The 26,848-nt window shown below is 71.3% G+C and carries 29 protein-coding genes; 22 read left to right on the forward strand and 7 right to left on the reverse strand.

Features of this window, described 5'->3' with window-relative positions:
- Positions 1–2: 2 nt before the first annotated feature.
- Entirely contained in the window at positions 3–1,022 is a 1,020-nt protein-coding gene (gene alc / locus VSH64_RS47585; RefSeq protein ID WP_326569319.1) for an allantoicase, read from the forward strand.
- A gap of 25 nt (positions 1,023–1,047) precedes the next feature.
- On the opposite strand, the gene VSH64_RS47590 is transcribed toward alc, so the two are convergent.
- Positions 1,048–1,224, reverse strand: a complete 177-nt coding sequence (locus VSH64_RS47590) for a hypothetical protein (protein WP_326569320.1) — start codon at positions 1,222–1,224, stop codon at positions 1,048–1,050.
- Between the two features lie 105 nt (positions 1,225–1,329).
- Here VSH64_RS47590 and VSH64_RS47595 point away from each other — a divergent pair, with 105 nt between their 5' ends.
- The 4 genes from VSH64_RS47595 (at position 1,330) to VSH64_RS47610 (ending at position 4,475) form a co-directional block, all read left to right on the forward strand.
- Positions 1,330–1,995: a DNA alkylation repair protein gene (locus VSH64_RS47595; protein WP_326838227.1), complete on the forward strand. Its 666-nt coding sequence runs from the start codon at positions 1,330–1,332 to the stop codon at positions 1,993–1,995.
- A 64-nt stretch (positions 1,996–2,059) separates the two neighbouring features.
- Positions 2,060–3,025, forward strand: coding sequence for an alpha/beta hydrolase family protein (locus tag VSH64_RS47600; protein ID WP_326569321.1), 966 nt, complete (start codon positions 2,060–2,062; stop codon positions 3,023–3,025).
- The gene (locus tag VSH64_RS47605; protein WP_326569322.1) at positions 3,022–3,393 is read left to right on the forward strand and encodes a GntR family transcriptional regulator; all 372 of its coding nucleotides are present in this window, start codon (positions 3,022–3,024) and stop codon (positions 3,391–3,393) included. Before VSH64_RS47600 ends, VSH64_RS47605 begins: the two co-directional genes overlap by 4 nt.
- Entirely contained in the window at positions 3,390–4,475 is a 1,086-nt protein-coding gene (locus tag VSH64_RS47610) for a DUF1648 domain-containing protein (RefSeq protein WP_326569323.1), read from the forward strand. The genes VSH64_RS47605 and VSH64_RS47610 overlap by 4 nt, the downstream gene beginning before the upstream one ends.
- On the opposite strand, the gene VSH64_RS47615 is transcribed toward VSH64_RS47610, so the two are convergent.
- Together VSH64_RS47615 and VSH64_RS47620 are read right to left on the reverse strand one after the other, a co-directional pair.
- Complete coding sequence (locus VSH64_RS47615; protein WP_326838228.1) at positions 4,472–4,948, reverse strand: CoA-binding protein; 477 nt, start codon at positions 4,946–4,948, stop codon at positions 4,472–4,474. The two genes, VSH64_RS47610 and VSH64_RS47615, sit on opposite strands and share 4 nt — an antisense overlap.
- A gap of 8 nt (positions 4,949–4,956) precedes the next feature.
- Positions 4,957–6,246: an O-acetylhomoserine aminocarboxypropyltransferase/cysteine synthase family protein gene (locus VSH64_RS47620; protein WP_326569324.1), complete on the reverse strand. Its 1,290-nt coding sequence runs from the start codon at positions 6,244–6,246 to the stop codon at positions 4,957–4,959.
- 155 nt (positions 6,247–6,401) lie between these two features.
- Between VSH64_RS47620 and VSH64_RS47625 the strand changes: the two genes are divergently transcribed.
- Positions 6,402–7,970: a carboxylesterase/lipase family protein gene (locus VSH64_RS47625; RefSeq protein WP_326569325.1), complete on the forward strand. Its 1,569-nt coding sequence runs from the start codon at positions 6,402–6,404 to the stop codon at positions 7,968–7,970.
- A gap of 7 nt (positions 7,971–7,977) precedes the next feature.
- On the opposite strand, the gene VSH64_RS47630 is transcribed toward VSH64_RS47625, so the two are convergent.
- Together VSH64_RS47630 and VSH64_RS47635 are read right to left on the reverse strand one after the other, a co-directional pair.
- The gene (locus VSH64_RS47630; protein WP_326569326.1) at positions 7,978–8,592 is read right to left on the reverse strand and encodes a Fe-S oxidoreductase; all 615 of its coding nucleotides are present in this window, start codon (positions 8,590–8,592) and stop codon (positions 7,978–7,980) included.
- Positions 8,574–9,401: a putative RNA methyltransferase gene (locus tag VSH64_RS47635; protein ID WP_326569327.1), complete on the reverse strand. Its 828-nt coding sequence runs from the start codon at positions 9,399–9,401 to the stop codon at positions 8,574–8,576. The genes VSH64_RS47630 and VSH64_RS47635 overlap by 19 nt, the downstream gene beginning before the upstream one ends.
- Before the next feature lie 175 nt (positions 9,402–9,576).
- Between VSH64_RS47635 and VSH64_RS47640 the strand changes: the two genes are divergently transcribed.
- The 5 genes from VSH64_RS47640 to VSH64_RS47660 all read left to right on the forward strand — a co-directional run bounded on the left by VSH64_RS47640 (position 9,577) and on the right by VSH64_RS47660 (position 14,973).
- Complete coding sequence (locus tag VSH64_RS47640) at positions 9,577–10,965, forward strand: ammonium transporter (protein ID WP_326569328.1); 1,389 nt, start codon at positions 9,577–9,579, stop codon at positions 10,963–10,965.
- Positions 10,962–11,300 (forward strand): P-II family nitrogen regulator, encoded by a 339-nt coding sequence (locus tag VSH64_RS47645; protein WP_326569329.1) that lies wholly within the window; start codon positions 10,962–10,964, stop codon positions 11,298–11,300. The genes VSH64_RS47640 and VSH64_RS47645 overlap by 4 nt, the downstream gene beginning before the upstream one ends.
- Positions 11,301–13,601, forward strand: coding sequence for a [protein-PII] uridylyltransferase (locus VSH64_RS47650; protein WP_326569330.1), 2,301 nt, complete (start codon positions 11,301–11,303; stop codon positions 13,599–13,601). It begins immediately after the preceding gene.
- A gap of 331 nt (positions 13,602–13,932) precedes the next feature.
- Positions 13,933–14,430 (forward strand): HAD domain-containing protein, encoded by a 498-nt coding sequence (locus VSH64_RS47655; protein ID WP_326569331.1) that lies wholly within the window; start codon positions 13,933–13,935, stop codon positions 14,428–14,430.
- A 162-nt stretch (positions 14,431–14,592) separates the two neighbouring features.
- Positions 14,593–14,973 (forward strand): hypothetical protein, encoded by a 381-nt coding sequence (locus VSH64_RS47660; protein WP_326569332.1) that lies wholly within the window; start codon positions 14,593–14,595, stop codon positions 14,971–14,973.
- A gap of 373 nt (positions 14,974–15,346) precedes the next feature.
- Here the strand turns inward: VSH64_RS47660 and VSH64_RS47665 are convergent, their stop codons facing one another.
- Both VSH64_RS47665 and VSH64_RS47670 read right to left on the reverse strand, forming a co-directional pair.
- Complete coding sequence (locus VSH64_RS47665; RefSeq protein ID WP_326569333.1) at positions 15,347–15,841, reverse strand: MarR family winged helix-turn-helix transcriptional regulator; 495 nt, start codon at positions 15,839–15,841, stop codon at positions 15,347–15,349.
- A gap of 72 nt (positions 15,842–15,913) precedes the next feature.
- A complete protein-coding gene (locus VSH64_RS47670; RefSeq protein ID WP_326569334.1) occupies positions 15,914–17,707 on the reverse strand; it encodes an ABC transporter ATP-binding protein in 1,794 nt (597 codons plus the stop codon).
- A gap of 216 nt (positions 17,708–17,923) precedes the next feature.
- Between VSH64_RS47670 and ffh the strand changes: the two genes are divergently transcribed.
- The 11 genes from ffh (at position 17,924) to VSH64_RS47725 (ending at position 26,451) form a co-directional block, all read left to right on the forward strand.
- Positions 17,924–19,471: a signal recognition particle protein gene (gene ffh / locus VSH64_RS47675; RefSeq protein WP_326569335.1), complete on the forward strand. Its 1,548-nt coding sequence runs from the start codon at positions 17,924–17,926 to the stop codon at positions 19,469–19,471.
- A complete protein-coding gene (locus VSH64_RS47680) occupies positions 19,468–20,541 on the forward strand; it encodes an amidohydrolase family protein (protein ID WP_326569336.1) in 1,074 nt (357 codons plus the stop codon). Before ffh ends, VSH64_RS47680 begins: the two co-directional genes overlap by 4 nt.
- Positions 20,542–20,817: 276 nt before the next feature.
- Complete coding sequence (locus VSH64_RS47685) at positions 20,818–21,615, forward strand: CPBP family intramembrane glutamic endopeptidase (RefSeq protein WP_326569337.1); 798 nt, start codon at positions 20,818–20,820, stop codon at positions 21,613–21,615.
- Between the two features lie 188 nt (positions 21,616–21,803).
- Positions 21,804–22,250, forward strand: a complete 447-nt coding sequence (gene rpsP / locus VSH64_RS47690; RefSeq protein WP_326569338.1) for a 30S ribosomal protein S16 — start codon at positions 21,804–21,806, stop codon at positions 22,248–22,250.
- Entirely contained in the window at positions 22,247–22,486 is a 240-nt protein-coding gene (locus tag VSH64_RS47695) for an RNA-binding protein (protein ID WP_003103110.1), read from the forward strand. Before rpsP ends, VSH64_RS47695 begins: the two co-directional genes overlap by 4 nt.
- A 26-nt stretch (positions 22,487–22,512) precedes the next feature.
- Positions 22,513–23,028 (forward strand): ribosome maturation factor RimM, encoded by a 516-nt coding sequence (gene rimM / locus VSH64_RS47700; protein WP_326569339.1) that lies wholly within the window; start codon positions 22,513–22,515, stop codon positions 23,026–23,028.
- Positions 23,029–23,030: 2 nt separating this feature from the next.
- Entirely contained in the window at positions 23,031–23,777 is a 747-nt protein-coding gene (trmD, locus tag VSH64_RS47705; RefSeq protein WP_326569340.1) for a tRNA (guanosine(37)-N1)-methyltransferase TrmD, read from the forward strand.
- A 169-nt stretch (positions 23,778–23,946) separates the two neighbouring features.
- Positions 23,947–24,315, forward strand: coding sequence for a 50S ribosomal protein L19 (gene rplS / locus VSH64_RS47710; protein ID WP_326569341.1), 369 nt, complete (start codon positions 23,947–23,949; stop codon positions 24,313–24,315).
- A gap of 31 nt (positions 24,316–24,346) precedes the next feature.
- Entirely contained in the window at positions 24,347–25,249 is a 903-nt protein-coding gene (lepB, locus tag VSH64_RS47715; RefSeq protein ID WP_326569342.1) for a signal peptidase I, read from the forward strand.
- Between the two features lie 66 nt (positions 25,250–25,315).
- A complete protein-coding gene (locus tag VSH64_RS47720) occupies positions 25,316–26,131 on the forward strand; it encodes a ribonuclease HII (RefSeq protein ID WP_326838229.1) in 816 nt (271 codons plus the stop codon).
- A complete protein-coding gene (locus VSH64_RS47725) occupies positions 26,128–26,451 on the forward strand; it encodes a DUF2469 domain-containing protein (protein ID WP_003096226.1) in 324 nt (107 codons plus the stop codon). The genes VSH64_RS47720 and VSH64_RS47725 overlap by 4 nt, the downstream gene beginning before the upstream one ends.
- The last annotated feature ends 397 nt before the right edge of the window (positions 26,452–26,848 follow it).

A 26,848-nucleotide genomic window follows, 5' to 3' on the forward strand; every position in this document is an offset into this window, starting at 1 on the left:
AGATGGAGGAGCACGTGTCGCACGACCGTCCCGAGTGGACAGCCCAGCCGGACCTCGCTTCCCGCGTGTTCGGCGGCACGGTGATGTGGGCGACCGACGAGCTGTTCGCCGAGAAGGAGAACCTCGTGAACCCGTGGCGGCCCGCGCACCGGGCCGAGACGTTCGGGCCGAAGGGCCAGGTCTACGACGGCTGGGAGACGCGCCGCCACCGCGAACCCGGTGACGACCAGGCCCTGCTGCGCCTCGGTGTGGCCGGCGTGGTGACGGGCGTGGTGGTGGACACGGCGTTCTTCAAGGGCAACTACCCGCCGTTCGTGTCCGTGGAAGCGGCTTCGGTGCCGGGCTACCCGAGCGCGGCCGAGCTGTCCGAAGTGGACTGGGAACCGCTCGTGGACCACGCGCCGGTGTCGGGTGACACGGAGAACTTCTTCGAGGTCGCCTCATCCCGGCGGTTCACCCACGTGCGCCTCACGCAGCACCCGGACGGCGGCGTCGCCCGCCTGCGCGTGCACGGCTTCCCGGTGCCCGATCCGGCGCTGCTGGACCCGCGCTCGCTCGACCTCGCGGCGCTGGCCAACGGCGGTGCCGTGACCGGCTGCAGCAACATGTTCTACTCCTCGCCCAACAACCTGTTCTCGCCCGGCCTCGCCGCGCACCAGGCCGAGGGCTGGGAAACCGCCCGCCGCCGCGACGACGGCAACGACTGGGTGACCGTCCGCCTCGCCGGCGCCGGCATCGTCCGCTTCGCCGAGGTGGACACCAGCAACCTCAAGGGCAACGCGCCGGGCTGGGTCAGCCTCTCGGGCCGCCTCGACGACGGCGACTGGGCTCCGCTGCTGCCCCGCACCCGGCTGCAGCCGGACACCCGCCACCGCTACGCTCTCGAAGACGGCCCGCAGATCACCGAGGCCCGCCTCGACATCTACCCGGACGGCGGGCTGGCCCGCTTGCGCCTCTTCGGCGAACTGACGAAACGCGGCCGCGAAGCCGTGACGACGCGCTTCACCGAGGCGAACGGCTAGGCGCCCGAATCGCTCGGGCGCCAGTTCAGGAGTTGGCGCCCGGGCGGTTCAGGTAGATCGAGGCGACCGACAGCAGCGTGCCGACGGCGAAGATCGCACCGAGCCACCACTGGCCGCCCACCAGCAGGTTCCACACGAACCCGGCCGCCATGAGGAGGCCGGCGAGGGCGTTGCGCATCTGCAGGGGGGTGGGCTTGGCCATGCCACCAGCCTCTCACGGGGCTGGTCACGGCCGTACGCTGGGCGCGTTCAGCGCGTGTCTGCGGTATCGGGGTATCGCACGTGCCGCGGGTGTCGGGGAGAGGAGATCCACGTGACGACGGTGGCCGAGGTCCAGGCCGAGCTGGCCGCACTCGCGGACCCGAGGGTCCTCGCGGTCAACGAGAAGCACGGCGACGACCACGCCGTGAACCTCACCAAGCTGCGCGCGATCGCCAAACGGCTGAAGATCGATCAGGACCTCGCCGTCGCCCTGTGGTCCACCGGCGACACCGCGGCCCGCCTGCTCGCGCTCCTGATCTGCCGCCCGAAGCTCTTCGACGCCGACGCCCTCGACGCCATGCTGCGCGAAGCCCGCAGCCCGAAGGTGCACGACTGGCTGGTGGCCTACGTCGTGAAGAAGAGCCCGCACGTCGAGGACCTGCGGGTCGCGTGGTTCGCCGACCCGGACCCGGTCGTCGCGAGCGCCGGCTGGGCGTTGACCACGGACCGCGTGGCGAAGAAACCCGAGGGCCTGGACCTGGCGGGCCTGCTCGACGTCATCGAGGCGGAAATGCGAACCGCGCCTCCCCGGCTGCAGTGGGCGATGAACCACTGCCTCGCCCAGATCGGCATCTCCCACGAGGCGTACCGCGCCCGCGCCGTCGACATCGGCGAGCGGCTGGAGGTTCTGAAGGACTACCCGACGCCGCCGAACTGCACGTCGCCGTTCGCGCCGGTGTGGATCGCGGAGATGGTGAGCCGGGCGAAGTAGGCCGGTCTGCCTGCTGAGTGGGACTTCGCTTGCCTAGCTGTTCTATGAGTTGTAGAACAGACCCATGAGCCTCACCGCGCTCCTCACCGCCGCCGTGCTCGCCCTGAGTGGCACCACAGCCCTGGTACCAGCCCCGGCAACCGTTCCCGCGACCGACCGTGACGTGCAGTTCGTCTCCGACGGCGTCACCGCCTACGGCACCCTGCATCTCCCCGCACATCGCGCCGGAAAGCGCCTGCCCGCCGCGCTGCTCCTCCCCGGCAGCGGGCCCACCGATCGCGACGGCAACGAGCTGCCCACCGCCACCCCGGCGACCCTGAAACTGCTGGCCACCACCCTCGACCAGGACGGCGTGGCCACGTTGAGGTTCGACAAGTACGGCACCGGCCGCACCGGCCTCGGTGGGCTGGACCCGGCCACGCTGGACTTCGACACGTTCACCCGGCAGGCCACCGCGGCGTTCGAGACCCTCGCGCACCAGCCCGAGATCGACCGCCACGACGTCTCGATCGTCGGCCACAGCGAGGGCGGGCTGCAGGCGTTGCTCGTGGCGAGGCGCGCGCCCGTGAAGAGCCTCATGCTGCTCGCGCCGCAGGACCTGCGCCTGCTGGACCTGCTGAAACTGCAGCTCGACGCCCAGCTCACCCCGGCCGATCAGACCGCGTTCGCCCGCGTGATCACCGACTTCCGCGCCGGCCGCGCGCTCGACTACACCGGGATGAGCCCGCAGCTCGCCACCTTCCTGCAGCAGTCCATCTTCAACCACGCCAACCTGAACTTCGTCCGCAGCGATGACGCCGTGTACCCGCCGGCCGTCGCCCGGCCCGGCCTGCGCACGCTGCTGACCTGCGGCACCGCCGACACTCAAGTGCCGTGTGCCACCACGCCGGCGTTGGCCAAGGCACTCCACATCCGGCCGACGGCCCTGCCCGTGGACCACTTCCAGCACGCCCCCGGCACGCCGGTCAACGACCAGGTGCTCGACCCCAGCGTGGTCGCCGCGCTCAAGAACTTCCTGGAGCACCGATGATCCTCGACGTCGACCTCACCAGCGAAACTCCGATCTACCAGCAGATCCGCGACCGCGTGGTCGAGGGCATCGCGGCCGGCGAGCTCGCCGACGGCGATCCGCTGCCCTCCACACGCCAGCTCGCCGTGGATCTCGGCATCAACTTCCACACCGTGAACAAGGCGTACGGCCAGCTGCGGCGCGAGGGGCTGCTGCTGATCACCAGAAAAAGCGGCGCCGTGGTGCAGCGGACACCGGGCGCCCCGGACGATTGGCCGGCGCGACTGAAAACGTTGCTGGCCGAGGCGATCGCCCACGGCATGTCCGAGCGTGACGTGCTCAGCCAGTGCGAAACGACCCTGCGGACGTTCGACGAGGTGCCCGCGTGATCACCTCGATCCTGCTGCCCGATCTGCTCGCGCCGGTGCTGCTGCTTGTCGCCGCGTGGGTGATGCCGTCGGTGGTGAAGCCGACGCTGCCGTTCGGCGTCCGCGTGCCCGCCGACCACGTGGACGACCCGCTCATCACCGAGCAACGCCGCATCTACCGCTGGTGGATCGGCGGCGCCGGGCTGGCGCTGGTGCTCGCGGGGCTCGTGGTGTCCGTGCTCGTCCAGAAGGTGCTCGTGCCGGTGCTGCTCGTCGTGGCGGCGCTCGCGGTCGTCACGCCGGCGTACGTGCGGGCCCGCTCCGTGATCCGCTCCGCCAAGCAACGGGAGGAGTGGTACCGCGGCCTGCGCCAGACCGTCAGCGCCGACACCTCCCGCGCCGTGCGACCGCCGTTCCCGTGGCTCTGGGCCCTGCCGGCGCTGCTGGTTCTCGCGGCGACGATCGTGTCCGGCATCGTCCGGTACCCGGACCTGCCGGCCACGCCCACGCTGCACTACACCGCGTCCGGCACTCCCGACCGCACGGCCGCGAAATCGGTGGGCAGCGCGTTCGGCGTGGTGTTCGTGCAGGTCGCGATCACCGCGCTGTTCCTCGGCATCGCCTACGCCACCCCGCGCTTCCGGCCCGACCTCGACCCCGCGCACCCCCGCTCCAGCGCGGCGCAGCACCGCCGCTACGCGAGCAGCCTGACCAGGGCCCTGCTGCTGTTCGCCGCGTGCGTGAACCTCACGATCCTCGCCACGGCCTCACAGATCTGGTCGCGCGGCACCGCGTTCGCCATCCTGCCCGTGGTCCTCCCGACGGTGGTCGGCGCGCTGGGCCTGCTCGGGTTCGCCCTCCGCTACGGCCAAGGCGGCCACCGCCTCCCCACGACCCCCGAACCCCACCGCGACGCCACCGAACGCGACGACGACCGCTTCTGGAAAGGCGGCCTGCTCTACGTCAACCGCGCCGACCACGCCGTGTTCGTGCCGAAGCGCTTCGGCATCGGCTGGACCCTCAACTTCGGCCACCCGCTGGCGGTAGGCGGGTTCGTGGTGCTGCTGGCCGCGGTGATCGTGATCCCGCTGGTCGTGCGTTAGGGCGCGCTCTGCCGTCGTGAGCTGATCACGCCCGTGTTGAAGCCCGCGAGGTGCAGGCCGCCGGCGAAGCGGGCGTGCTCGATCTTCACGCAGCGATTCATCACCGCGTCGAGGCCGGCCTCGCGGGCCTGGTCGGCCACGGGCTCGTGCCAGAGACCCAGCTGCAGCCAGAGCGTGCGCGCGCCCGCGGCGATCACTTCCGAGGCCACCTGGGGCAGGTCGTCGTGTTTGCGGAACACGCTCACCAGGTCGATCTCGCCCGGCACGTCGGCCAGCGTCGGGTACACGGGTTTGCCGAGCAGGGTGTCGAGGCGCGGGTTCACGAAGTTGACCTCGTACCGCGTGGACGAGAGCAGGTAGGTCGCCACGAAGAAGCTCGGGCGTGCCGGGTTGGCCGACGCGCCGACCACCGTCACCGACCGCGTGCGGCCCAGGATGCGGCGCCGCTCGACGGCCGAAACGTCGTAACTCACCGCTGCCGTCACTGCGAAGCCACCGCCTTGTCCAATGCCTGATCCAGGTCCCACAGGATGTCTTCGAGGTCTTCCAGCCCGATCGACAGCCGGATCAGGTCCGGGCCGACGCCCGAGGCCGCCAGCTGCTCGTCGGAAAGCTGCGCGTGGGTGGTCGACGCCGGGTGGATCACGAGCGTGCGCGCGTCGCCGACGTTCGCCAGGTGCGACAGCAGCTCCACCGACTCCACGAACTTCTCGCCCGCGGCCCGCCCGCCCTTCACCCCGAACGAGAACACCGCGCCCGGCCCGGCCGGCAGGTACTTCTGCGCCAGCGCGTGGTCCTGGTGATCGGCCAGCCCGGCGTAGGAAACCCAGGCCACGCGCGGGTCGGCGTTCAGGTACTCCGCCACGGCCGCGGCGTTGGCCACGTGCGCGTCCATCCGCTGCGGCAGCGTCTCGACGCCTTGCAGCAGCAGGAAAGCCGAGTGCGGCGAGAGCACCGCGCCGATGTCGCGCAGCTGCTCGGCGCGCAGGCGGGTGCAGAACGCGTACTCGCCGAAGTTCTCCCAGTACTTCAGTCCGCCGTAGGACTCGACGGCCTCGGTCATGCGCGGGAACTTGCCGTTGCCCCAGTCGAAGCGGCCGGATTCCACGACCACACCGCCGAGCGTGGTGCCGTGGCCGCCGAGGAACTTCGTGGCCGAGTGCAGCACGATGTCCGCGCCGTGCTCCATCGGGCGGCACAGGTACGGCGTGGCCAGCGTCGCGTCGACCACCAGCGGAATGTCGTGCGAGTGCGCCAGGTCGGCGAGCCCGGCCAGGTCGGCGATGGCGCCCGACGGGTTGCCGATCACCTCGGTGTAGATCAGCCGCGTCTTGTCGGTCACCGCCTTCGCGTAATCCTCGACGCCGCCGTTGACGAACGTCGTCTCCACGCCGAAGCGCTTGAGCGTGCCCGTGAGCTGCGTGATCGTGCCGCCGTACAGGCCGCCGGCGGACACGATGTGCTCACCGGCCTCGGCGAGCGCGGAGAACGTGAGGAACTCCGCGGCCTGGCCGCTGGCCGTCGCGACGCCGCCGATGGCGCCCTCGAGGCTCGCGATGCGCTCCTCGAACGCGGCCACCGTGGGGTTGCCGATGCGGCTGTAGATGTTGCCGTACTTCTGCAGCGCGAAGAGGTTGGCCGCGTCGGCCGCGTCTTCGAACACGAAGCTGGTGGTCTGGTAGATCGGCACGGCGCGGGCGCCGGTGGCGGGGTCGGGCGTGCCGCCGGCGTGCAGGGCACGGGTGCGGAAGCCCCAGGTGCGTTCACTCATCAGCCGTCACGCTACTCAGCCGGGAGGTCGCGGGCCATCCCTCGGAGCTCGGTCATCGGGCTTTCGGACGACCGTGGAGTCGTTCTTTCCGGTGATGCCCCACGGCGACGAAGCGCCTACCGTTCGTGGTGATCTTCGGCTCGAGGAGGCCTGACGTGCGCAAGGTGCTGATCATCGTGGCCGCGGCGATGCTGCTTGCCGCCGGTTGTTCCGGAGCCGGTACGCCCGACAGCCAGCTGGACGTGCGCACCACGGCGGGCTCGGTGAAGGGCACGGAAAACGGGGCCGTGCGCCTGTTCCAGGGCCTGCCGTACGCGCAGCCCCCGGTGGGCGCGCTGCGCTGGGCCTCGCCGCGCCCGCCGCAGCCGTGGCAGGGCACGCGCGCCGCCGACAAACCCGGCAACCGCTGCCCGCAGGCGGCCGACTCGCCGGGCGGCAAACCGAGCCTCGACGAGGACTGCCTGTACCTCAACGTCACCACCCCCGCGAGGCCCGGCTCGACCCGTCCGGTGATGGTGTGGCTGCACGGCGGCGACGGCACCGGCGCGGGCGCCGACTACGACACCGCGCGGCTGGCCGACCAGGGCGACGCGGTGGTGGTGACCGTGAACTACCGCATCGGCGCCCTGGGCAACTTCGCGCTGCCACAGCTGGGCGACAACGCGAGCTTCGGCACGCAGGACCAGCTTCAGGCGCTTCGCTGGGTGAAGGAGAACGCCGCGGCCTTCGGCGGCGACCCGGGCAACGTGACGGTGTTCGGCGAGTCGTCGGGCGCGTTCGCGACCTGCGCGTTGATCTCGTCGCCTCAGGCCAAGGGCCTGGTCGAGCGCGCGATCATGGAGAGCAGCTCGTGCTCGGCCTACTTCGCCAAGAACGCCCTGGCTCCCGGCCTCGGCCGGCACACCCTGTTCACGCCCCTGGCCGACGCCCAGGCCGCGGGCTCGGCGGCCGCCGCGAAGTTCGGCTGCGACCAGGATCCCGACGTGCTCGCCTGCCTGCGCCGCGTGCCCGTGCGGCAGTGGCTCGACGGTGGCTACACCGAGGTGTTCACGGCCACCCCGTGGGGCACGTCCGTGCTGCCCGGTTCGCCGGAAACGGCGATGCGCGAGCGCCGCACGCTGCCGATCCCGGTGCTCTTCGGCAGCAACCAGGACGAGCTGCGCCTCTACGTCGCCGCCGCGACGGCCGGCGGCCTGAAGTTCGACCAGCCGACGTACGCGGGCCTGCTCGCCGACACCTACGGCGCCGCGTCCGCCGCGAAGATCACCGCCGCCTACCCGGCGCAAGGCCCCTTCGCCGCCGCCCTGTCCTGGGCCGCCGCGACCACCGACGACGGCTGGGGCTGCCCGACCGCCACCGACGCCCAGGCCCTCGCCTCCGCCGGCCGGCCCGTGTACACGTACTACTTCGCCGACCGCGACGCCCCACCGATCCCGGGCTACGCCGTCCCGCCCGGCTTCCCCCTCGGCGCCGCCCACGGCCTGGAGATGGGCTACCTCTTCTGGGACCCGAAGGGCACCGCGCCCCAGCAAACGCTGTCCCGCACGATGATCGGCTACTGGACCAACTTCGCCCGCACAGGCGACCCCAACGGCGCCGGCCTGCCGCCGTGGCCGAACTTCTCGGCCGGCGCCCGCGTCCAACGGCTCACCCCGGACCAGGTCGGCCCGATCGACCCGCAGGTGCAGTCGAAGTGCTCGTTGTGGCGACAGGTCGGGGTGTGACGGGGCTTCAGCGCACGCCGAAGGCCGCCCGCAGCCGCACGTCGCGCTCTTCCGGTGTCTGCCGCGGACAGCTCACGCACTTCGGATTACCGGCTTCGTAAATCAGGCAGCACGGCGCGCGCTTCACCGCCTGCGCGCGCCCCACCGTCACATACCGCGGCGCCGGCAGCCCCAGCCCGGTTGACGCCACCACCTCCGCCGCCAGCTGCGGCGCCGAAGCCCACAACAGCCGGTTGGCGATCGAATCCGTGGCGATCGCGCCCAACGCGAGCGGCCGCGCGCCGCTCACCGCTGCGATCGTCTTGATCGCCGTCCGCAGCGACGCGCCGAGCGCCGGCCCCAACGGTCCGTCCAGGATCCGCGCGGAACGAGATCCCAGGAACCGCCCGTCACCGGCCAGCTCGAGTGACACCGCGGCCAACGCCGGATCCAGCACCGGGCCACCCGCGGCCAGCGACTCCAACGAAGGGGCCACCAGCACCGACGACAGCGAGTACCACCAGATCGTGCCCAGCACCTCCACCGGCGCCCGGCCGTAGACCGAAGCCGCCTCCCCGATCCGCTCCCGCACCCATGAAGCGTCGCCCAGGAGCGCGGCCGGCGTCACGGCTCCCGCCGCCACACGCTCACTCCCACGGCGAGCGTCACGTCGCGGCCCTCGGCGGCCGAGAGCCGCGCCCGGCGGTCGTCGCGGTCGAGGTGGAAGCCGGCGGGGCCCATGGCGACCACGTCGTGCACCTGCTGGGCGGAAAAAGGCGCCGTGTGCACCACGTCCACTCGCGACACCCGGGTGAACCGACCGCCCAGCGCCGTTTCGAGACGCTCCTCCTTGCGCGCGTCCACCGACAGCACGAGGTCGCCCAGCTCGGCCAGGTGCCCGGGCAGCGGCGCGGCCACCACGAGCGTGCCGCCGGGCGCCAGAACCCGGTGGAACTCGGCCGGATTGCGCGGCGAGAACACGTCCAGCACCACGGAAGCCACGCCGTCGGCCACCGGCCACGGCTCCCACAGGTTCCACACCGCCGCGCCCAGCCGCGAGTGCGCACGGGCCGCCCGCCGCAGCGCGACGGCGGACACGTCCAACGCCAGCCCGATGGCCTCCGGCGCCGCGTCGAGCACCCGCGCGAGGTAGTAGCCCGGCCCGGCGCCCGCGTCGATCACCAGGCCCGAGCCCGGATCGGCCGCGTGCGCGAGCGAGTCGGCCAGAGGCGCGTACGCCCCGGAATCCAGCAGCGCCGCGCGCGCCTCCACCATCGGCACGGTGTCGGCCGTGCCGGCGGGCACGCGGGCGTGAAGCAGGTTCACGTAACCCTGGCGCGCGAGGTCGAACGAGTGGCCGTCGGCGCACCGCACCGTGCGGACCGTCAGCTCGACCGCGGCGGCACACACCGAACACCGGAGCGCCGCCACGACCCGTGGAGGCAGAGGCATACGGCTATTCGACCATGACGTTTCGCAACCGGACACCGCGGCCCGCGTGACGGGAAACCTGCCCGTAACAAGCCCGACGCCTGAGTTCACGCCCGCGAAACCTTCGGCGCCGCCCGGTGAAACACCCGGAACCAAGACTTCCCGGTCATCGACCCAGGGGCACAGGAGGACGATTGTGCTGAACGCAGGAGACACCGCGTGGGTGCTGGCCGGCGCCGCGCTGGTCATGCTCATGACACCGGGACTGGCGTTCTTCTACGGCGGCATGGTCCGCGCGAAGAGCGTCTTGAACATGCTGATGATGAACTTCATCGCGCTGGCCGTGGTGGGGGTGCTGTGGGTCCTCTTCGGCTTCTCCATGTCCTTCGGCAACGACGCCTTCGGCGGCCTGGTCGGCAACTTCGACCTCGCCGGGCTGTCGGACACGATCGGCAAGCTCGTGGGCTTCGCGGCCGCCGCCACCGATTCCGCGCCGGCCGTACCGTGGCCGGGGCCCGATGCGTTGCCGCTGCTGGCGTTCTGCATGTTCCAGCTGATGTTCGCGATCATCACGCCGGCACTGATCTCCGGCGCGATCGCGGACCGCGCGAAGTTCTGGGGCTGGACGCTGTTCGTGGTGATCTGGGTGTCGGTCGTGTACTTCCCAGTGGCCCACTGGGTGTTCTCGTTCAACGGTTTCCTCGGTGAGAACTCCGTGGGCGGCTGGATCGCCAACAACCTCAAGGCGCTCGACTTCGCCGGCGGCACGGCGGTGCACATCAACGCCGGCGCCGCGGGTCTCGCGCTGGCGATCGTGCTCGGCAAGCGCAAGGGCTGGCCGCGCGACACCGGACGCCCGCACAACGTGCCCTTCGTGCTGCTCGGCGCTTCGCTGCTGTGGTTCGGCTGGTACGGCTTCAACGCCGGTTCTTCCTTGGCCGCCAACGATCTCGCGGCCGTCGCGTTCACCAACACCACCGTGGCCACCGCGGCCGCCGTGCTCGGCTGGCTGCTGGTGGAGCAGCTGAAGTTCGGCAAGCCGACCACGCTCGGCGCGGCTTCCGGCGCCGTCGCGGGACTCGTGGCGATCACCCCGGCGTGCGGGTTCGTGAGCCCGCTCGGCTCGATCGCGATCGGCGTGATCGCCGGCGTGCTGTGCGCGCTGGCCGTGTCGCTGAAGTACCGCTTCGGGTTCGACGACTCGCTCGACGTCGTGGGCGTCCACCTCGTCGGCGGCATCGTCGGCACGCTGCTCATCGGGTTCTTCGCCACCACCAGCGTGAACTCGCTCGGCGCCGACGGCCTCTTCTACGGCGGCGGCTTCGGCCAGCTGGGCCGCCAGGCCGCGGCCGCGGGCGCGGTGTTCGGGTACTCGTTCATCCTCTCGGCGATCATCGGGTTCGTGATCAAGAAGGCCGGCGGCTTCCGCGTGAGCACCGAGGACGAGGTGAGCGGCATCGACGAGGCGCAGCACGCGGAAAGCGCCTACGACTTCACCGGCATGGGCGGCGGCCTCGGCCAGCCGACCGCGATCCCGGTCAAGTCCGCCATCGCCCCCGCGAAGTTCGAGGAGACCAAGGCATGAAGCTCATCACCGCGATCGTGAAGCCGTTCACACTCGACGACATCCGTTCCGCGCTGGAGCAGCTCGGGGTGCTCGGCATGACCGTGAGCGAGGTCCAGGGCTACGGCCGGCAGAAGGGCCACACCGAGGTCTACCGCGGCGCCGAGTACTCCGTGGATTTCGTGGCCAAGCTGAAGATCGAGGTCGTGACCGACGACGCGAACGTCGACAAGGTGCTCGACGCGGTCACCTCTGCCGCGCACACCGGCAAGATCGGCGACGGCAAGGTGTGGGTGACGCCGGTCGAGACCGTGATCCGCGTGCGCACCGGCGAGCGCGGAGCGGACGCGCTCTAGGTGAGCACACACGGGGGTGAACTGGTCCGGGCCCGCGAGCAGCTGCTCACGGGCCGCCACGGCCCGGCCGCGCTGCGGGCGGCCCTGGTCGACCTGTACGAGTTCTGGCTCGCGAAGGGGGCCTCGGCGGCCGGCGTAGACGACACTGCCACGGCTGGTGTCGCGCTGGTCGCCGTGGGCGGGCTGGGGCGGCGCGAGCTGGTGCCGTTCTCGGATCTCGACCTGGTGCTGGTGCACAACGGGAATCCGCGCGTAGCCGAGCTCGCCGACGCGTTGTGGTACCCGCTGTGGGACGCGAAGCTCGGGCTCGACCACTCGGTGCGTACGCCGGGCGAAGCGCTGAAGGTCGCTTCCGAGGACCTGCGCACGCAGCTCGGTTTGCTCGACGCCCGCCACCTCGCCGGCGACGCCGAGCTCACCGCGCGCCTCGCGTCCGCCGCGCGCGACCAGTGGCGGCGCACGGCCCGCAAGCGGCTCGACGAGCTGGCCGAGGGGGTGCGCACGCGCTGGCGGCGCAGCGGCGAGATCGCGCAGTCGGCGGAACCGGACCTCAAGCACGGCCGCGGCGGGCTGCGGGACCTCGCGGTGCTCGACGCGCTCGCGCTGGCGCAGCTCACCGCTCGGCCCGGTGAGGAACTGCTGGCGGCCAAGGCATTACTGCTCGACGTGCGCACCGAGCTGCGGCGCGAGCTGCGCCGCGAGCGTGACATCCTGAGCGCGCCCGAGGCCGAGGTCGTGGCTTCGGAACTCGGCTACGCCGACCGGTTCGCGTTGGCCCGCAAGCTTTCCGGCGCGGGCCGAGCCGTCGCGTACGCCTTGGACGTCGCGCTGCGGTCCACAGTGGAATCCCCGCGGCCCCGCTTCGGCCGCCGCCCGGCGCGCACCCCGCTGGCCGAGGGCGTGGTGCTGCACGGCGACGAGGTGTCGCTGGCCCGCGACGTCGTGCCGGCCAAGGACCCGGCGCTGCTCCTGCGCGTGGCCGCCGCTTCGGCCCGCACCGGTAAACCCATCGCGCACGGCACATTGCGCACGTTGGCCGACTCGGCGCCCGAGCTGCGCACGCCGTGGCCCGACGAAGCCCGCAACGCGCTCGTCGAGCTGCTCGGCGCGGGCGAGGGCCTGGTCGACGCCGTGGAGGCGCTCGACCGCACGGGCCTGTGGGCCCGCCTGTTCCCGGAGTGGGGCGCCGTGCGCGACCTGCCGCCGCGCTCGCCGGTGCACCAGTGGACGGTGGACCGCCACCTCGTGCAGGCGTGCGTCGAAGCGTCCCGCCTCACGACCACCGTCTCGCGCCCGGACCTGCTGCTGATCGGCGCGCTGCTGCACGACATCGGCAAGGGCCGCGACGCCGACCACTCCGAACTCGGCGCCGACCTCGCCGCGCAGGTCGCCACGCGCCTGGGCCTGCCTGCTGCTGACGTGCGGACGGTGGCGGCCATGGTCCGCCACCACCTCCTGCTCCCGCACACGGCCACCCGCCGCGACATCGCCGACCCCACCACCGTGTCCCGCGTGGTGAAAACCCTCGACGACGACGCGGTGCTCCTGGAGCTGCTCCACGCCCTCACCCGCGCCGATTCGCTCGCCACCGGCCCGGGCGTCTGGACCGACTGGAAGGACCGCCTGCTCGCCGACTTGGTCGCCGCGGGCCGCGAAGCCTTGCACGGCAAGGGCTTCACCCCACCCGAACCCCTGGACGACACCCAACGCGAACTCATGGCCGACGCCCTCGGCTCCGGCATCGGCGAAGTCCGCATCGCGGCGGAGGGCAAGGTCGTCACGGTCACCCTGGCGGTGCCCTCCCGCGCCGAACTGCTGGCCCCCGCCGCGGGCGTCCTGGCGCTCAACTCGCTCGAAGTCCACGCCGCCGTCCTGCGCGACCGCGTCGGCGTCTTCACCGCCTCCCCCAAGTTCGGCTCCCTCCCCGACCCGGCGTTGCTGCGCGAGCAGTTCTCCCGCGCCATCGCCGGCACCCTGCCCCTGACCCAACGCCTGGCTGCGAAGGAACGCGACTATGCCAGCGGCGCCGCCCAGATCGTCGCCCCGAAAGTCCTGTGGTTCGACGACGAAACCAGCGGCCCGGACACCGTGGTCCTCGAACTGCGCGCCACCGACCGCATCGCGCTGCTCTACCGCGTCGCCCGCGCCCTGAACCGCTCGGGCGCCTCCGTGCACTGGGCCAAAGCGACCACGCTCGGCGGCGCGGTGGTGGACTCGTTCGCGCTGAGCCCCGCCGTCGGCCACGTCGACGCGGCCTGGCGCGCGGCAGTCGAGGCCGCGGTGCTGACGGCAGCTTCGTGAGATCGGGGGAGGGTGGGGATTCTCGCTGGTGTCGCCCCTTGTCCCACCCACACCGTCCCACGCACACCCGGGGGCCGACAAAACCCCCGCCCTCCCAGGGGGCGTCCCTGTGACCATTCTACCGGCCCACCCCGACGGAAATCCGTGATCGAGGCGCGAGCGCCGGAGTTGTCCACAACTCGGGAGCCCTGTGGACAACCGCCGTCGAGCTGGGGTTTTCGGCGCCTTGGACAACCGCGACGTCCGGCCGCATGGACACGACATGGCACGTGAAGGGGAACCCGGCGCTGACGGCAGCGGCGTGATTCCGGGGCAGGGCTAGAGTTCCAGCGTGGTGCGCCCGCTGCTGTTCCTCGACGTCGACGGTCCGCTCATCCCGTTCGGTGCCGCGGACTACCCGCTCTTCCCGCCGCTGCCCGATCGGCACGAGCACCCGCTCCTGGCGCGCCTGGACCCGGCCCTGGGCGTGCGGCTCGCCGCGCTGCCGGGTGAGCTCGTGTGGGCCACGACGTGGTTCACCGACGCCAACGACGTGATCGCCCCTCGGCTCGGCCTGCCGCCGCTGCCGGTGGTCGACGAGCCGCACCAGGCCGATTTCGCCGACCTGCACTGGAAAACCCGGCCGCTGGTCACCTGGGCCGCGGGCCGGCCGTTCGCCTGGGTCGACGACGAGATCTCCGCCGCCGATCGCGCCTGGGTCGCCGCGCAGCATCCGGGTGCCGCGCTGTTGCACCGCGTCGACCCGCGCACCGGTCTCACGGAAGCCGACTTCGCGACCCTCGCCGAGTGGCTCGAGAACCCCATCGAAAACCCGGCCGAGAACCCCTGACTGTCCCCACCGGCAAACACCCCGCCACTAGGCCAAACGGGCTGACCAGCCCCGTAACCCGACCCGCCCGTCACACGATCGGGGTGTCGCGGTAGCGCAGGCCGATCCCGGTGGCAATATGGCGCGGGTTCGGACGGGTGGGCGAAGTGCGGGGGGTGTGGGGTGCTGGGTCCCGAGCAGAACCTGCCGAGGCTTTCGTTGCCGCCCACGGTGGTCGCGTCGCACTTCAGGGCGTGTGCGGAGGAGCTGGCCGGTTCGTTGCGCACCGACGGCGAAGCGGCGACGCTCGGCGAGCTCACCGAGGTCGTCACGCAGCTGGTGGCGGGGCAGCACGCGCTGGCCCACGCGCTGGCCGGCCTCGCGGGCCGCGTGGACGTGCGCAACGGGGCCCTGGCGGCCGCGCCGTCCGTGGACGTCGAGGTGGTCACCGAGGTGCTCCAGGCGGCGGCGTGCGCGGTGGGCTGTTCGGCCGAAGCGCTGGCCGAGGCGGAGCCGTCGTTCGAATGCGTGAGTGAATCCGCGGGCCCGGACACCCGGTTGTAGCCGAGCCGCGCTGGAAGCCAGCCCCACCGCACGGTTGCCGAACGCCCCACACCGGAGGACGGTGGTGGCAACGGCCGCCGACCAGGCCGCAAGCGACCGCGGGAAGCAGGCCCGGCGCGGCTTGAGTAGTTCTACGCACCTCCGGTTGGGGGTCTTCACACTGCCCCGACCCCACCCCGGCCCGGCAGACTTCTCCCCAACGCAAGGCGGAACGCGTTCGCCCGGTACTGGGGGTCTGGCGAGCGGGGGACGGGGCATTCGCCTCGCGTGCACGCGGCGGAAGGCTCCCGGGGAGGTGAGCCCTTCCGCCAAGGTTCCGGGGCCGGCCGTGGGGAGCGGCCGCGTCCCGGAACCCCTGGGGGACAACAGCTTGCTACGACTCGTCGGAAGGTGTGGCCGGCTCCGTCGAGTCGGCCATCCTCAACATCAGGTCCGCCGCCATCCGCAACAACTGCTGCTCGGTCGGGCTCAACGCCCGCTCCATCGCCGCCGCCAGCCACCGCTCGCGCGAAATCGAGAAGTCCCGCAACACGATCCGCCCGGCGTGCGTGATGTCGATCAGCGACCGCCGCCCGTCCGACGGGTCCGCCGTCCGCGTGACCAGCCCCCGCTCCACCAGCGACGCCAGCACCCGCGTGAGCGACTGCGGGTGGATCCGCTCCGACTCCGCCAGCTCGCCGGGCGTCTGCGTGCCCGCTCGGTACAGCCTCGAAAGCACCGCCAGCACCGTCGGCCCGGGTGACGGCGCCCCCGCCTCCGACCGCATCCGCCAGTTCAGCCGCCCGACGCCCTCCCGCACGTGCCGCGCCAGCTCGGCCAGCTCACCGGCCGGCTCGCGGGCGCCTCGGGGGTCGGCTTCGGTCTGCATGAGGCCACACTATCCGGACAGAAAGGTGCCCCGGCGTCCACGAATCACCACGGGCCGGCGACCACGCACAGTTCACTCTCCTTCGCCGCGCACCAGCCCGGCGTAACGGCCGTCCAGCGCGAGCAGTTCCTTGTGCGTGCCGCGCTCCACGATCCGGCCGGCATCGAGCACCACGATCTGGTCGGCGGTCTCCACTGTGGACAGCCGGTGGGCGATGGTGAGCGTGGTGCGGCCCGCGGCGAGGCGGTCGAGCTCGGCCTGAACGGAGCGTTCGGTGCGGTTGTCGAGGGCGCTGGTCGCTTCGTCGAGGATGAGCACGGGCGGGTTGCGCAGCAGGATCCGCGCGATCGCCATGCGCTGCTTCTCGCCGCCGGAAAACCGGTAGCCGCGTTGGCCCACCACGGTGTCGTAGCCCTCGGGCAGCGCGGCGAGCGTGTCGTGGATGTGCGCGGCCTTCGCGGCTTCTTCGATCTCGGCGTCGGTGGCGTCCGGCTTCGCGAAGCGCAGGTTTTCGCGCACCGACGCGTGGAACAGGTACGTCTCCTGCGTCACGAAGCCGACGCCCGCGGCCAGTGAGGCGAGCGTGACGTCGCGGATGTCGGTGCCGTCGATGGCCACGCGGCCTTCGGTCACCTCGTAGAGCCGGGCCACGAGGTAGGCCAGCGTGGTCTTGCCCGAACCGGTGGAGCCGACGAGCGCGGCGGTGGTGCCGGGCGGCACGTCGAGGTCGATGTCGCGCAGGGTCCACGGGCCGCCGTCGTCGTAGCGGAACGACACCGAGCGCATCGACACCGCGCCTTCGCGCACGGTGAGTGCACCCGCGCCGGGCCGGTCGTCGATCTCCACGCGCAGGTCGAGCACCTCGAAGATCCGGCCGAACAGCGCCTTGGCCGAGGCGAGGTTCTGGCTCACCGACTGCATGGCCGTGGCCGGCGCGAGCAGCCGGTTGAGCATGCTCGTGAACGCCACCACCGTGCCGAGCGAAACCGGCGCCGAGCCGCCGGCCAGCTCCAGCCCGGCGACCCAGTAGACGAGCGCCGGGATGATGGTGAGGCTCATCGTCCGCGAAGCGCGCTGCCAGCGTCCGGCCAGCGCCGCGCTGCGTTCGAGGGCCGCGACTTCGCGCGATTCCTCGGCGAAGCGATCGCGCATCCGGCGCTCGTTGCCCATGGTCTTGGCCAGCAGCACGCCGGTCACCGAGAGGGACTCCTCGACGATCGTGGTGAGCCGCGCCATCCGCCGGGTGCGGCCGCGGGCGAGCTTGCGCTGCTTGCCGCCGAGCCGCAGCGTGAACAGGAGGAACAGCGGCACGACCACGAGCGTGAGCAGGGCCAGCTGCCAGTCCATGATCAGGATCGCGACGGTGATGGCCAGCGCGGTGGTGCCGTTCTGCACGATCGAGGCGGCGGTGGTCGTGACCACGTTGTCCACGCCGCCGATGTCGTTGAAGACCCGCGAGAGGATCTCGCCGGTCTTGGTGCGGGTGAAGAAGCCGAGCGACATGCGTTGCAGGTGGCCGTAGACCGAAACGCGCAGCTCGTTCATCACGCGCTGGCCGATCGTGTTCGACAGGCCGGTGGTGGCCACGCCGAGCGCGCCGGAGCCCAGCGCCGAGGCGATCATGCCGAGCGCCAGCACGCTCACCAGCAGGGCGTCGCGGTGGGGGAGCGCGGTGTCGAGGATCGCGCGCAGCAGGAACGGTGACGTGACGCCGAGGCCGGCCTGCACCACCAGCAGCGCGAACAGCCCGGCCATCGGCGCGCGGTGCGGCCGGAACAGCGCCGCGATGCGCCTGAACGGCACTTTCTCGTCGGTGTCCGCCTCCGGCTCGGCCAGCGTCGGGCGGGGTGTCGTCGCTGAAGTCATACGCAGATGTTTACCGATTTTGCGAGGTCAGTCGAGTGGTTTTCTTGTTTTGACAGGGGTGACGCGAGCAGGTTAATACGCATGGGCGTACTAACCTTCTGAAGAAGGTTCGCGCACCCGCGAGGCGGCCGGGCCACGACCGCTACCCTGGGAGGTTGCCGGGGTCGCCCAGCGATGCCCGGTACGCGATCGACGACCCAGCTGGAGTGCGCACCCGTGTTCGACACCCTCTCCGATCGGCTCACCGCCGCCCTGCAGACGCTGTCTCGCAAGGGCCGGCTGTCCGACGCCGACATCGACGCCACCGCGCGCGAGATCCGCATCGCGCTGCTGGAGGCCGACGTCGCGCTGCCGGTGGTCAAGGAGTTCATCACCCGGATCAAGGATCGGGCGAAGGGCGCCGAGGTCTCCGGGGCGCTGAACCCCGCGCAGCAGGTCATCAAGATCGTCAACGAGGAGCTCGTGGGCATCCTCGGCGGCGAGACGCGCCGGCTGAACCTGGCGAAGAACCCGCCGTCGGTGATCATGCTCGCCGGCCTGCAGGGCGCAGGCAAGACGACGCTGGCCGGCAAGCTCGCGATGTGGCTGAAGAAGCAGGGCCACGCGCCGATGCTGGTCGCCTGTGACCTCCAGCGGCCCAACGCCGTCACGCAGCTGCAGGTCGTGGGTGAGCGCGCGGGCGTGGTCACGTTCGCGCCGGAGCCGGGCAACGGCGTCGGCGACCCGGTGGACGTCGCGCGCCGGGCCATCGAAGAGGCCAAGCGCGCGCAGCACGACATCGTGGTGGTCGACACCGCCGGTCGCCTGGGTGTCGACGAAGAGCTGATGAAGCAGGCCGCGGACATCCGCGACGCCGTGCAGCCGGACGAGGTCCTGTTCGTCGTCGACGCGATGATCGGCCAGGACGCCGTGACCACGGCCGAGGCGTTCCGCGACGGCGTGGGCTTCACCGGCGTGGTGCTCACGAAGCTCGACGGCGACGCCCGCGGTGGTGCCGCCCTGTCGGTCCGTGAGGTCACCGGCCAGCCGATCCTCTTCGCGTCCAACGGCGAGAAGCTCGAGGACTTCGACACCTTCCACCCCGACCGGATGGCCTCGCGCATCCTCGGGATGGGCGACGTGCTCACGCTCATCGAGCAGGCCGAGCAGCACTTCGACCAGGACCAGGCCGAGAAGGCCGCGGCGAAGCTGACCAGCGGCCAGCTCACGCTGGAGGACTTCCTCGAGCAGATGCTGGCCGTGCGCAAGATGGGCCCGATCGGCAACCTGCTCGGCATGCTGCCGGGCGCGGGCCAGATGAAGGACCAGCTCGCGCAGGTCGACGACAAGCACCTCGACAAGCTGCAGGCGATCATCCGCGGCATGACCCCGGCCGAGCGCGATGACCCGAAGATGATCAACGGCTCGCGCCGGCTGCGCATCGCCAACGGCTCGGGCGTCAGCGTCCGCGAGGTCAACGACCTGGTCAACCGCTTCTTCGAGGCCCGCAAGATGATGGCGCAGATGGCCGGGCGCTTCGGCTTCGGTGGCGGAGGCGGCAGCAAGACGCGCAAGGGCAAGAAGGGGAAGAAGGGCAAGGGGCGCGGCCCCACACAGCCCAAGGTCCGCGGCGGCTTCCCCGGCGGCATGCCGATGCTGCCCCCGGGTGGCATGCCCACCGGCGGTGGCGGGATGCCCGACCTCTCGCAGCTCGGCGGCATGAACGACGTGCCGGGCTTCGACCCGACGAAGTTCAAGCTGCCGAAGAACCCGGGCAACAATTGAGCGCACTGCACGTGAGCGGCACCGTCCTGCCCGACGGTGCCGTCTCCGACTTGTGGATCAGCGACGGGCGCCTCTCGTTCGAGCCCGTGGCCGGTGCGGAAACGCTGGCCACCGGCGGGTTCCTGGTGCCCGGCCTGGTCGACGCGCACTGCCACCCGGGCCTCGGCCCCCACGGTCCCGTGTCGGTGGCGGAGGCCGCTGAGCAGGCGGCCACCGACCGCGACGCCGGCACGCTGCTGATCCGCGACTGCGGCCTGCCGCTCGACGTCCGCCCGCTGCAGGCCCGCGCCGACTTGCCCACGATCATCCGGTGCGGCCGGCACCTCGCGCTGCCGAAGCGCTACGTGCCGGGCTTCGCGATCGAGCTCGACGACGCGTCGCTGCTGCCCGAAGCCGTCGCCGAGCAGGCCCGCGACGGCGACGGCTGGGTGAAGCTCGTCGGCGACTGGATCGACCGCGGCGAAGGCGACCTCGCCCCGCTGTGGCCCGACGACGTGCTGGCCGAGGCCGTCGGCGTCGCGCACTCGCTGGGTGCCCGCGTGACCGCGCACGTGTTCGGCGAGGCCGCGCTGCCGGGCCTCCTCGCCGCCGGCATCGACTGCCTCGAACACGGCACCGCGCTCAACCCGGACCAGCTGGCCGAGCTCGCCCGCCGCGACGTCGCGCTCGTGCCCACGCTGATCAACATCGAGAACTTCCCGGGCATCGCGGACCAGGCCGGCAAGTACCCCGTGTACGCGGCCCACATGCGCGCGCTGCACGCCGGCGTCGCCGACATGGTGGCCACGGCCGTGGAGGCGGGCGTCCGCGTGTTCGCCGGCACCGACGCCGGTGGCATGGTCGCCCACGGCCTCATCGCCGACGAGGTCGAGGCCCTCCACCGCGCCGGCATGACCCGCACGCAGGCGCTGGCCAGCGCCTCCTGGGCCGCCCGCGAGTGGCTCGGCCACCCCGGCATCGCCGAGGGCGCGCCGGCCGACTTCATCGTCTACCCGGCCGACCCGCGCGAGGACCTGGGCGTCCTGCGCCACCCGTCGCACATCGTCCTGGGCGGCACGGTCTACACCTGAGCCCCTCACTCTCCCGTCCGTCCGCACCCCGCCTCGCCTGCCCCCAATGTGGCATTGGCTGCGCTGAACGCACCGAACGCCACATTGGGGCGGTCCGGACCCGAGCCGCGCGCCCGGTGAAGAAGCGGCCGCGCCCGAGCTGCCCGTCGCGCATCCTCCTGAACGGCGCGGATTTCGGCCGAACTCGATCATCACCGGTGATCGATCGAGTACTGTGCGAAGCCGCCTCGACGGTTAGGCTCGACCGGTGAGCCGAGTGATCTCCGGAGGCCGGGTGTGACCGCTTCCCAGCCCCGGGAACCGATTCCGGGCGCCGTGCCGATCCGTCCGGAGGACTTGGTGAGCGCGCCGCGTGAGTTCCCGCCGCACCGGTGGGGCTTCGGGGCTTTTCTGCTCGTGGAGGCGGTGCTCATCGCGTCGGCCGCGTTCGTGAGCGCGTTGCTGGGCGATCCGCCGGCCGGACAGCCGTTGCCGATCCGCACGGTGCTGCTGGGCACGATGCTGCCCGCGATGATCGCGGCGGGCGTCGCGCTGCTGGCCACCGTGGTGCGCGGCAACGGGCCCAAGCTCGACCTGCGTTTCGAGTGGCGCTGGGCCGACGTGAAGGTGGGCTTCAAGTTCGGTCTGCTCGGGCTCGTGCTCACGTCGTTGAGCGCCTGGGTGTGGACCGAGATCGTGGGGTCGGCCGACGCGACCTCGGCGATCAGCGCGCTGGTGGACGACCGGAAGATGTCGGTGTCGGCGGCGATCGTGACGTTCGTCTACCTCTGGCTGCTCGGGCCGATCTGCGAGGAGATCATCTACCGCGGCCTGTGCTGGGGCGCCGTGGAGCGGATGCAGTGGCGCAGCGAACGCTGGGGTCGCGTGGCGGCGTTCCTGCTGTCCACGGCGGTGTTCGCCGCGAGTCACCTCGAACCGCTGCGGACCACGCTGCTGCTGGTCATCGCCGTGCCGATCGGGCTCGCGCGCTTCGCCACGGGCCGGCTGCCGGGCAGCGTGGTGGCGCACTCGATGAACAACTTCCTGCCCTCGGTGGCGATCCTGCTCAGCTCGCTCGGCGTCGCGTCGATCTGAGGGGCTCGCGGGCGGTTGGTGCGAGGCCCTGTGCAGGCACTTCGAGCCGTCTGGCAGAATGTTCGCTTGCCCGCTTCCGTCCGGACCCTCTCGCCGTTCGGGGGCTCCTGTTTCGGGCGCCTGTGATCGTGTCCCCACGCGGTCGACGAGCGCCCACCCTGCACCAGCACTGAGGAGTACCCACACCCGTGGCCGTCAAGATCAAGCTGCAGCGCCTCGGCAAGATCCGTGCGCCGTACTACCGCATCATCGTCGCCGACGCGCGCACCCGCCGGGACGGCAAGGCCATCGAGACGATCGGCAAGTACCACCCGAAGGAAGAGCCGAGCCTGATCGAGGTCGACACCGAGCGCGCGCAGCACTGGCTGTCCGTCGGTGCCCAGCCGACCGAGCCGGTCCAGCGCATCCTCGAGATCACCGGTGACTGGCAGAAGTTCAAGGGCCTGCCGGGCGCCGAGGGCACCCTGAAGGTGGCCGAGCCGAAGCCGTCGAAGCAGGACCTGTTCAACGCGGCTCTCGCCGCGGCCGGCGAGGAGCCCACCACCGAGGCCACCACGCCGAAGAAGAAGTCCGCCCCCAAGAAGACCGAGAAGGCCGAAGCTGAAGCGCCGGTCGAGGGCGAGAAGTCCGAGTGAGTTTTCTCGCTGACTCCCTCGAGCACCTGGTGCGCGGGATCGTCGACAACCCGGACGAGGTCCGGGTCGAGCTGCTGACCACGCGCCGTGGCCGCACGCTCGAGGTGCACGTGCACCCCGACGACCTCGGCAAGGTGATCGGCCGGGGCGGTCGCACGGCGACCGCTCTGCGCACCGTGATGGGCGGCATCGGTGGCCGCGGCGTCCGTGTGGACGTCGTCGACACCGATCGCTGATCCGCGGCGGAACTCGGACGGTCAGGATGGACGTCGTAGTCGGCCGTATCGCGAAGGCGCACGGTATTCGCGGCGAGCTCGCCGTGGACGTGCGCACGGACTCGCCGGAACAGCGGTTCGCCGTCGGTGCGGTCGTCACGACGCAGCTGCGTGACGGCAGCAAGAGGGATCTCACCATCGCAGCCGCCCGCGATCACAGCGGGCGGCTGCTGGTGCGTTTCGAAGAGGTCCTCACGCGCGACGTCGCGGAGACGCTGCGCGGCGCGTTGCTGCTGGCCGACACCGCCACCCTCCCGCCCACGGGCGATCCCGACGAGTTCTACGACCACGAGCTGGCCGGCCTCAGCGCCGAGCTGGTCGACGGCACGGTCGTGGGCAAGGTCGTGGAGGTCGTGCACTCGCCGGCGGGGGAGCTGCTGGAACTCGACGTGGCCGGGCGCGAGGTGCTCGTGCCGTTCGTGCACGCGATCGTGCCGACGGTCGACGTCGCGGGCGGGCGCGTGGTTCTCGACCCGCCCGAAGGACTGCTGGACGAGGCCTGAGCGTGCGCATCGACGTCGTCACCATCTTCCCGGAGTACCTCGACCCGCTGCGTGCCGCGCTGCTGGGCCGGGCGATCGACCGCGGCCTCATCGAAATCGGCGTGCACGACCTGCGCGAGTGGACCCACGACGTCCACCGCGCGGTCGACGACGCGCCCTACGGTGGCGGCCCCGGCATGGTCATGAAGCCCCAGATCTGGGGCCCGGCGCTCGACCAGGTCTGCGGACCCGAGACGCGGCTCGTGGTGCCGACGCCGGCGGGCAAGCCGTTCACGCAGGAGCTGGCCCACGCGTACGCCGAGGAGAAGCACCTCGTGTTCGCGTGCGGCCGCTACGAGGGCATCGACCAGCGCGTGGTCGACGACGCCGCGCGGCGGATGCCGGTGGACGAGGTGTCGATCGGCGACTACGTGCTGGTCGGCGGCGAGGCCGCGGTGCTGGTGATCGTGGAGGCCGTGGTGCGGCTGCTGCCGGGCGTGCTCGGCAACGCGCGCTCCGCCGCCGAAGACTCGTTCTCCGACGGGCTGCTCGAAGGCCCCAGCTACACGCGCCCGGAAGTGTGGCGCGACCTGGCCGTGCCCGACGTGCTGCGCTCGGGAAACCACGCACTCGTGGAGCGCTGGCGGCGCGATCAGGCGCTGGAACGGACGGCCCTGCGCCGCCCGGATCTCCTGGCCCGGTTGCCGGAGGGTAGTCTGAACAGCCGAGATCACGAGGTACTCGACCGGCTCGGCGAGAACCTCGGCTAGACCCCGTGCGAAGCGAGCACCAGCGCCTCTGCCATAATCGACAGGTTGGCGTGAGTGGACCGCCTCGTTCACGAGCCCGCCATCAGCCCCTGGTGTAGTCGCAGCAGCACTGTTGCGCGCCCGGGGATGAAGTACCCGAGTTACACGAATCGACGAGGACGGACCACCGATGAACACCCTGGACGCGCTGGACGCGCATTCCCTGCGTTCCGACATCCCGGACTTCCGCCCGGGCGACACGCTCAAGGTCCACGTCCGCGTCATCGAGGGCAACCGCGAGCGCAACCAGGTCTTCCAGGGCGTTGTCATCCGCCGTCAGGGCGGTGGCATCCGGGAGACCTTCACCGTGCGCAAGGTTTCGTTCGGCGTGGGCGTCGAGCGCACCTTCCCGGTGCACTCGCCGAACCTGGCCGAGGTCGAGGTCTTCAAGCGCGGCGACGTGCGGCGCGCGAAGCTCTACTACCTGCGCGACCTGCGTGGCAAGAAGGCGAAGATCAAGGAGCGTCGCGAGAACCGCGAGACCACCTCTGCCTCCTGAGTGGCGGAGCGGTACCCGGTAGCCTGGCGACGTGGTCGATCCTGTGCCCCAGAACGCCGCTGAGGACGACCCCGACGAGCCTCGTTCCGAAGGCCGTCGGGGGTCCCACCGGCGGGGCAAGCCCCGGAAGAAGCGGTCGTTCTGGAAGGAACTGCCGATCCTGGTCGCGATCGCCGTGGTGCTCACGATCCTGATCCAGGCCTTCCTGGCGAAGGTCTTCATGATCCCCTCGGGGTCCATGGAGGCCACGCTTCACGGCTGCCCTGGCTGCACGGGTGATCGCATCCTGGTCGACCGCGTCGTCTACGACTTCACGGATCCCTCGCCGGGTGACGTGGTCGTGTTCAGGGGTCCGCCGGCGTGGACCAAGAACGAGATCGCGCCGCAGGAGTCCAGCAACATCATCGTCCGCGGCCTGCGAGGTCTCGGTTCGCTGGTGGGCTTCGCCCCGCCGGACGAGCGTGACTTCGTGAAGCGCGTGATCGCCGTCGGCGGCCAGACCGTGCAGTGCTGCGATCCGCAGAACCGCGTGATCGTCGACGGCAAGGCCCTCGACGAGCCGTACATCCACTGGGAGAACCCCGACCACGCCGTGCAGGACTCCTTCGCGCCGGTCAAGGTGCCGCAGGGTGCCCTGTGGGTGATGGGCGACAACCGCAACAACTCGGACGACTCGCGCTACCAGGGCGACGGCGGTGCCAGCGGCGCGGTGCCCGTGGACGACGTGATCGGCAAGGCGCGCATCATCGTGTTCCCGCCGAGCCGGTGGGGCGGGGTTTCGGACCACGACCCGCAGACCGCCGCGCAACCGGTGGCTCTCGGTGCCCCGGCGTGGCAGGATGGCCTGCCGCTCGGGCTCGGGGTCGCCGCGGCCGTGCCGACCCTGTTCGTCGGCCGGCGGATGAAGGCAGGCTTGCGCAAGGCGCGACGTTAGGTGCCCCTGGTTGTGACCGTTCCCGCTCCCCGAACCCCGGCCGAACCCCTGCGGCCGCCCCGCGCTGTGGTGCGCGGTGAGCTCTTCTGGGGTCTGCAGGGTGCTCTCGAACGCCGTGGCCTCGGCCCTGTCGCCGGCGTGGACGAAGCCGGCGCCGGCGCGTGCGCGGGCCCGCTCGTGGTGGCCGCTTGCGTGCTGCGCCCGGGCGACGGCGCGCGGCTGCCGGAGCTCACCGACTCGAAACTGCTCACCGCGAAGGCCCGCGACCGCGTGTACGACGTGGTGCTCAAGCGCGCTCTCGACTACGCGGTGATCGTGATCCCGTCCGAACAGGTCGACCTGCTCGGCATCCGGGTGATGAACCTCGAAGGCATGCGGCGCGCGGTCGCCGCCCTGCGCGATCATCCCGGTTATGTCCTCACCGACGGCTTCCCCGTGCCGGGCATCCCGGCGCCCAACGTCGCCGTCATCAAGGGCGACCGCAGCGTCGCCAGCATCGCCGCGGCCTCGGTCCTCGCGAAGGTGACACGCGACCGCATCATGGCCGGCCTGCACGAGGACCACCCCCGCTACGGCTTCGACGTGCACAAGGGCTACAGCACCGCCGACCACATGGCGGCCCTCACGGCGCACGGCCCGAGCCCCGCCCACCGCTGGTCCTACACGAATGTGGCCACCGCGGCGCTGGCCCACGGACTCACCCCACCGCACCCGGTGGTACTCACCTACGCTGCACTGGAGAACGCGGCCGCCGTCGGCGATACAGTCGCTGAGGAAAACCCGAGCGTGCCGGTCCGTGCCCTGGCCCGCTCGGTGGGTAAGAATGAACGCTCCGCCGCCGGAGCAGCCAGACGATCGCGAGGAGGGGCGCGGATTTCATGAGCGCAGAAGATCTCGAGAAGTACGAGACCGAGATGGAGCTCTCGCTGTACCGCGAGTACCGCGACATCGTCGGCCAATTCTCGTACGTGGTGGAAACCGAGCGCCGGTTCTACCTCGCCAACGCCGTCGACGTCCAGGTCCGCGACGGCGGCGGTGAGGTGTACTTCGAGGTCCGCATGTCGGACGCGTGGGTCTGGGACATGTACCGCCCCGCCCGCTTCGTGAAGCACGTCCGCGTCATCACGTTCAAGGACGTGAACGTGGAGGAGCTCGACAAGCCGGACCTCCGGTTGCCGGAGGACGGTCCTTTTTCGGGCTGAGGTTTTTCGGTTTTTCGCCGGCCACCCGGGTTCGCCTGGGTGGCTTTGTGCGTTTTGGGGACTCTTTTTCTGACGGCCGCTGCTCGCGTGGCTGCTGCTTGGGTGCGTGTTGCCTGCGTGACTGCGGCCGCCTTGTTGCTGGTCGGGCAGGCTCTTGAGTGCCGGCGACGGCTGCCCGCGTGCCCAGTCGCTAGTTGGGCGCATCTCGGGACCCTGTGACCGCTTGACCTGCCTGGCCAGCGTCTTCTGGGGCGCTTGATTCGCGCCTGGACTCGTTCCTCGTGCGTGGCCGAGCCCGCCCGAGACTGGATCGGATCTCGTGCGGTTCCTGACTGGCTTGAGCTTCACTCGGGCCGGTCGCGGCTCTCCTGTCGTGCGGCTGATCGGTGCCCACCGG

The organism is Amycolatopsis rhabdoformis, assembly GCF_035918295.1.
In the GTDB taxonomy this organism is placed as follows: domain Bacteria; phylum Actinomycetota; class Actinomycetes; order Mycobacteriales; family Pseudonocardiaceae; genus Amycolatopsis; species Amycolatopsis rhabdoformis.

Coding starts and splice junctions, on each gene's coding strand:
- VSH64_RS47670 (WP_326569334.1), bottom strand. CDS start 17,707: ATGACTTCAGCGACGACACCCCGCCCGACGCTGGCCGAGCCGGAGGCG.
- VSH64_RS47605 (WP_326569322.1), top strand. CDS start 3,022: ATGATCCTCGACGTCGACCTCACCAGCGAAACTCCGATCTACCAGCAG.
- VSH64_RS47590 (WP_326569320.1), bottom strand. CDS start 1,224: ATGGCCAAGCCCACCCCCCTGCAGATGCGCAACGCCCTCGCCGGCCTC.
- VSH64_RS47725 (WP_003096226.1), top strand. CDS start 26,128: ATGAGCGCAGAAGATCTCGAGAAGTACGAGACCGAGATGGAGCTCTCG.
- alc (WP_326569319.1), top strand. CDS start 3: ATGGAGGAGCACGTGTCGCACGACCGTCCCGAGTGGACAGCCCAGCCG.
- VSH64_RS47665 (WP_326569333.1), bottom strand. CDS start 15,841: ATGCAGACCGAAGCCGACCCCCGAGGCGCCCGCGAGCCGGCCGGTGAG.
- VSH64_RS47645 (WP_326569329.1), top strand. CDS start 10,962: ATGAAGCTCATCACCGCGATCGTGAAGCCGTTCACACTCGACGACATC.
- VSH64_RS47600 (WP_326569321.1), top strand. CDS start 2,060: ATGAGCCTCACCGCGCTCCTCACCGCCGCCGTGCTCGCCCTGAGTGGC.
- rimM (WP_326569339.1), top strand. CDS start 22,513: ATGGACGTCGTAGTCGGCCGTATCGCGAAGGCGCACGGTATTCGCGGC.
- VSH64_RS47620 (WP_326569324.1), bottom strand. CDS start 6,246: ATGAGTGAACGCACCTGGGGCTTCCGCACCCGTGCCCTGCACGCCGGC.
- rplS (WP_326569341.1), top strand. CDS start 23,947: ATGAACACCCTGGACGCGCTGGACGCGCATTCCCTGCGTTCCGACATC.
- VSH64_RS47635 (WP_326569327.1), bottom strand. CDS start 9,401: ATGCCTCTGCCTCCACGGGTCGTGGCGGCGCTCCGGTGTTCGGTGTGT.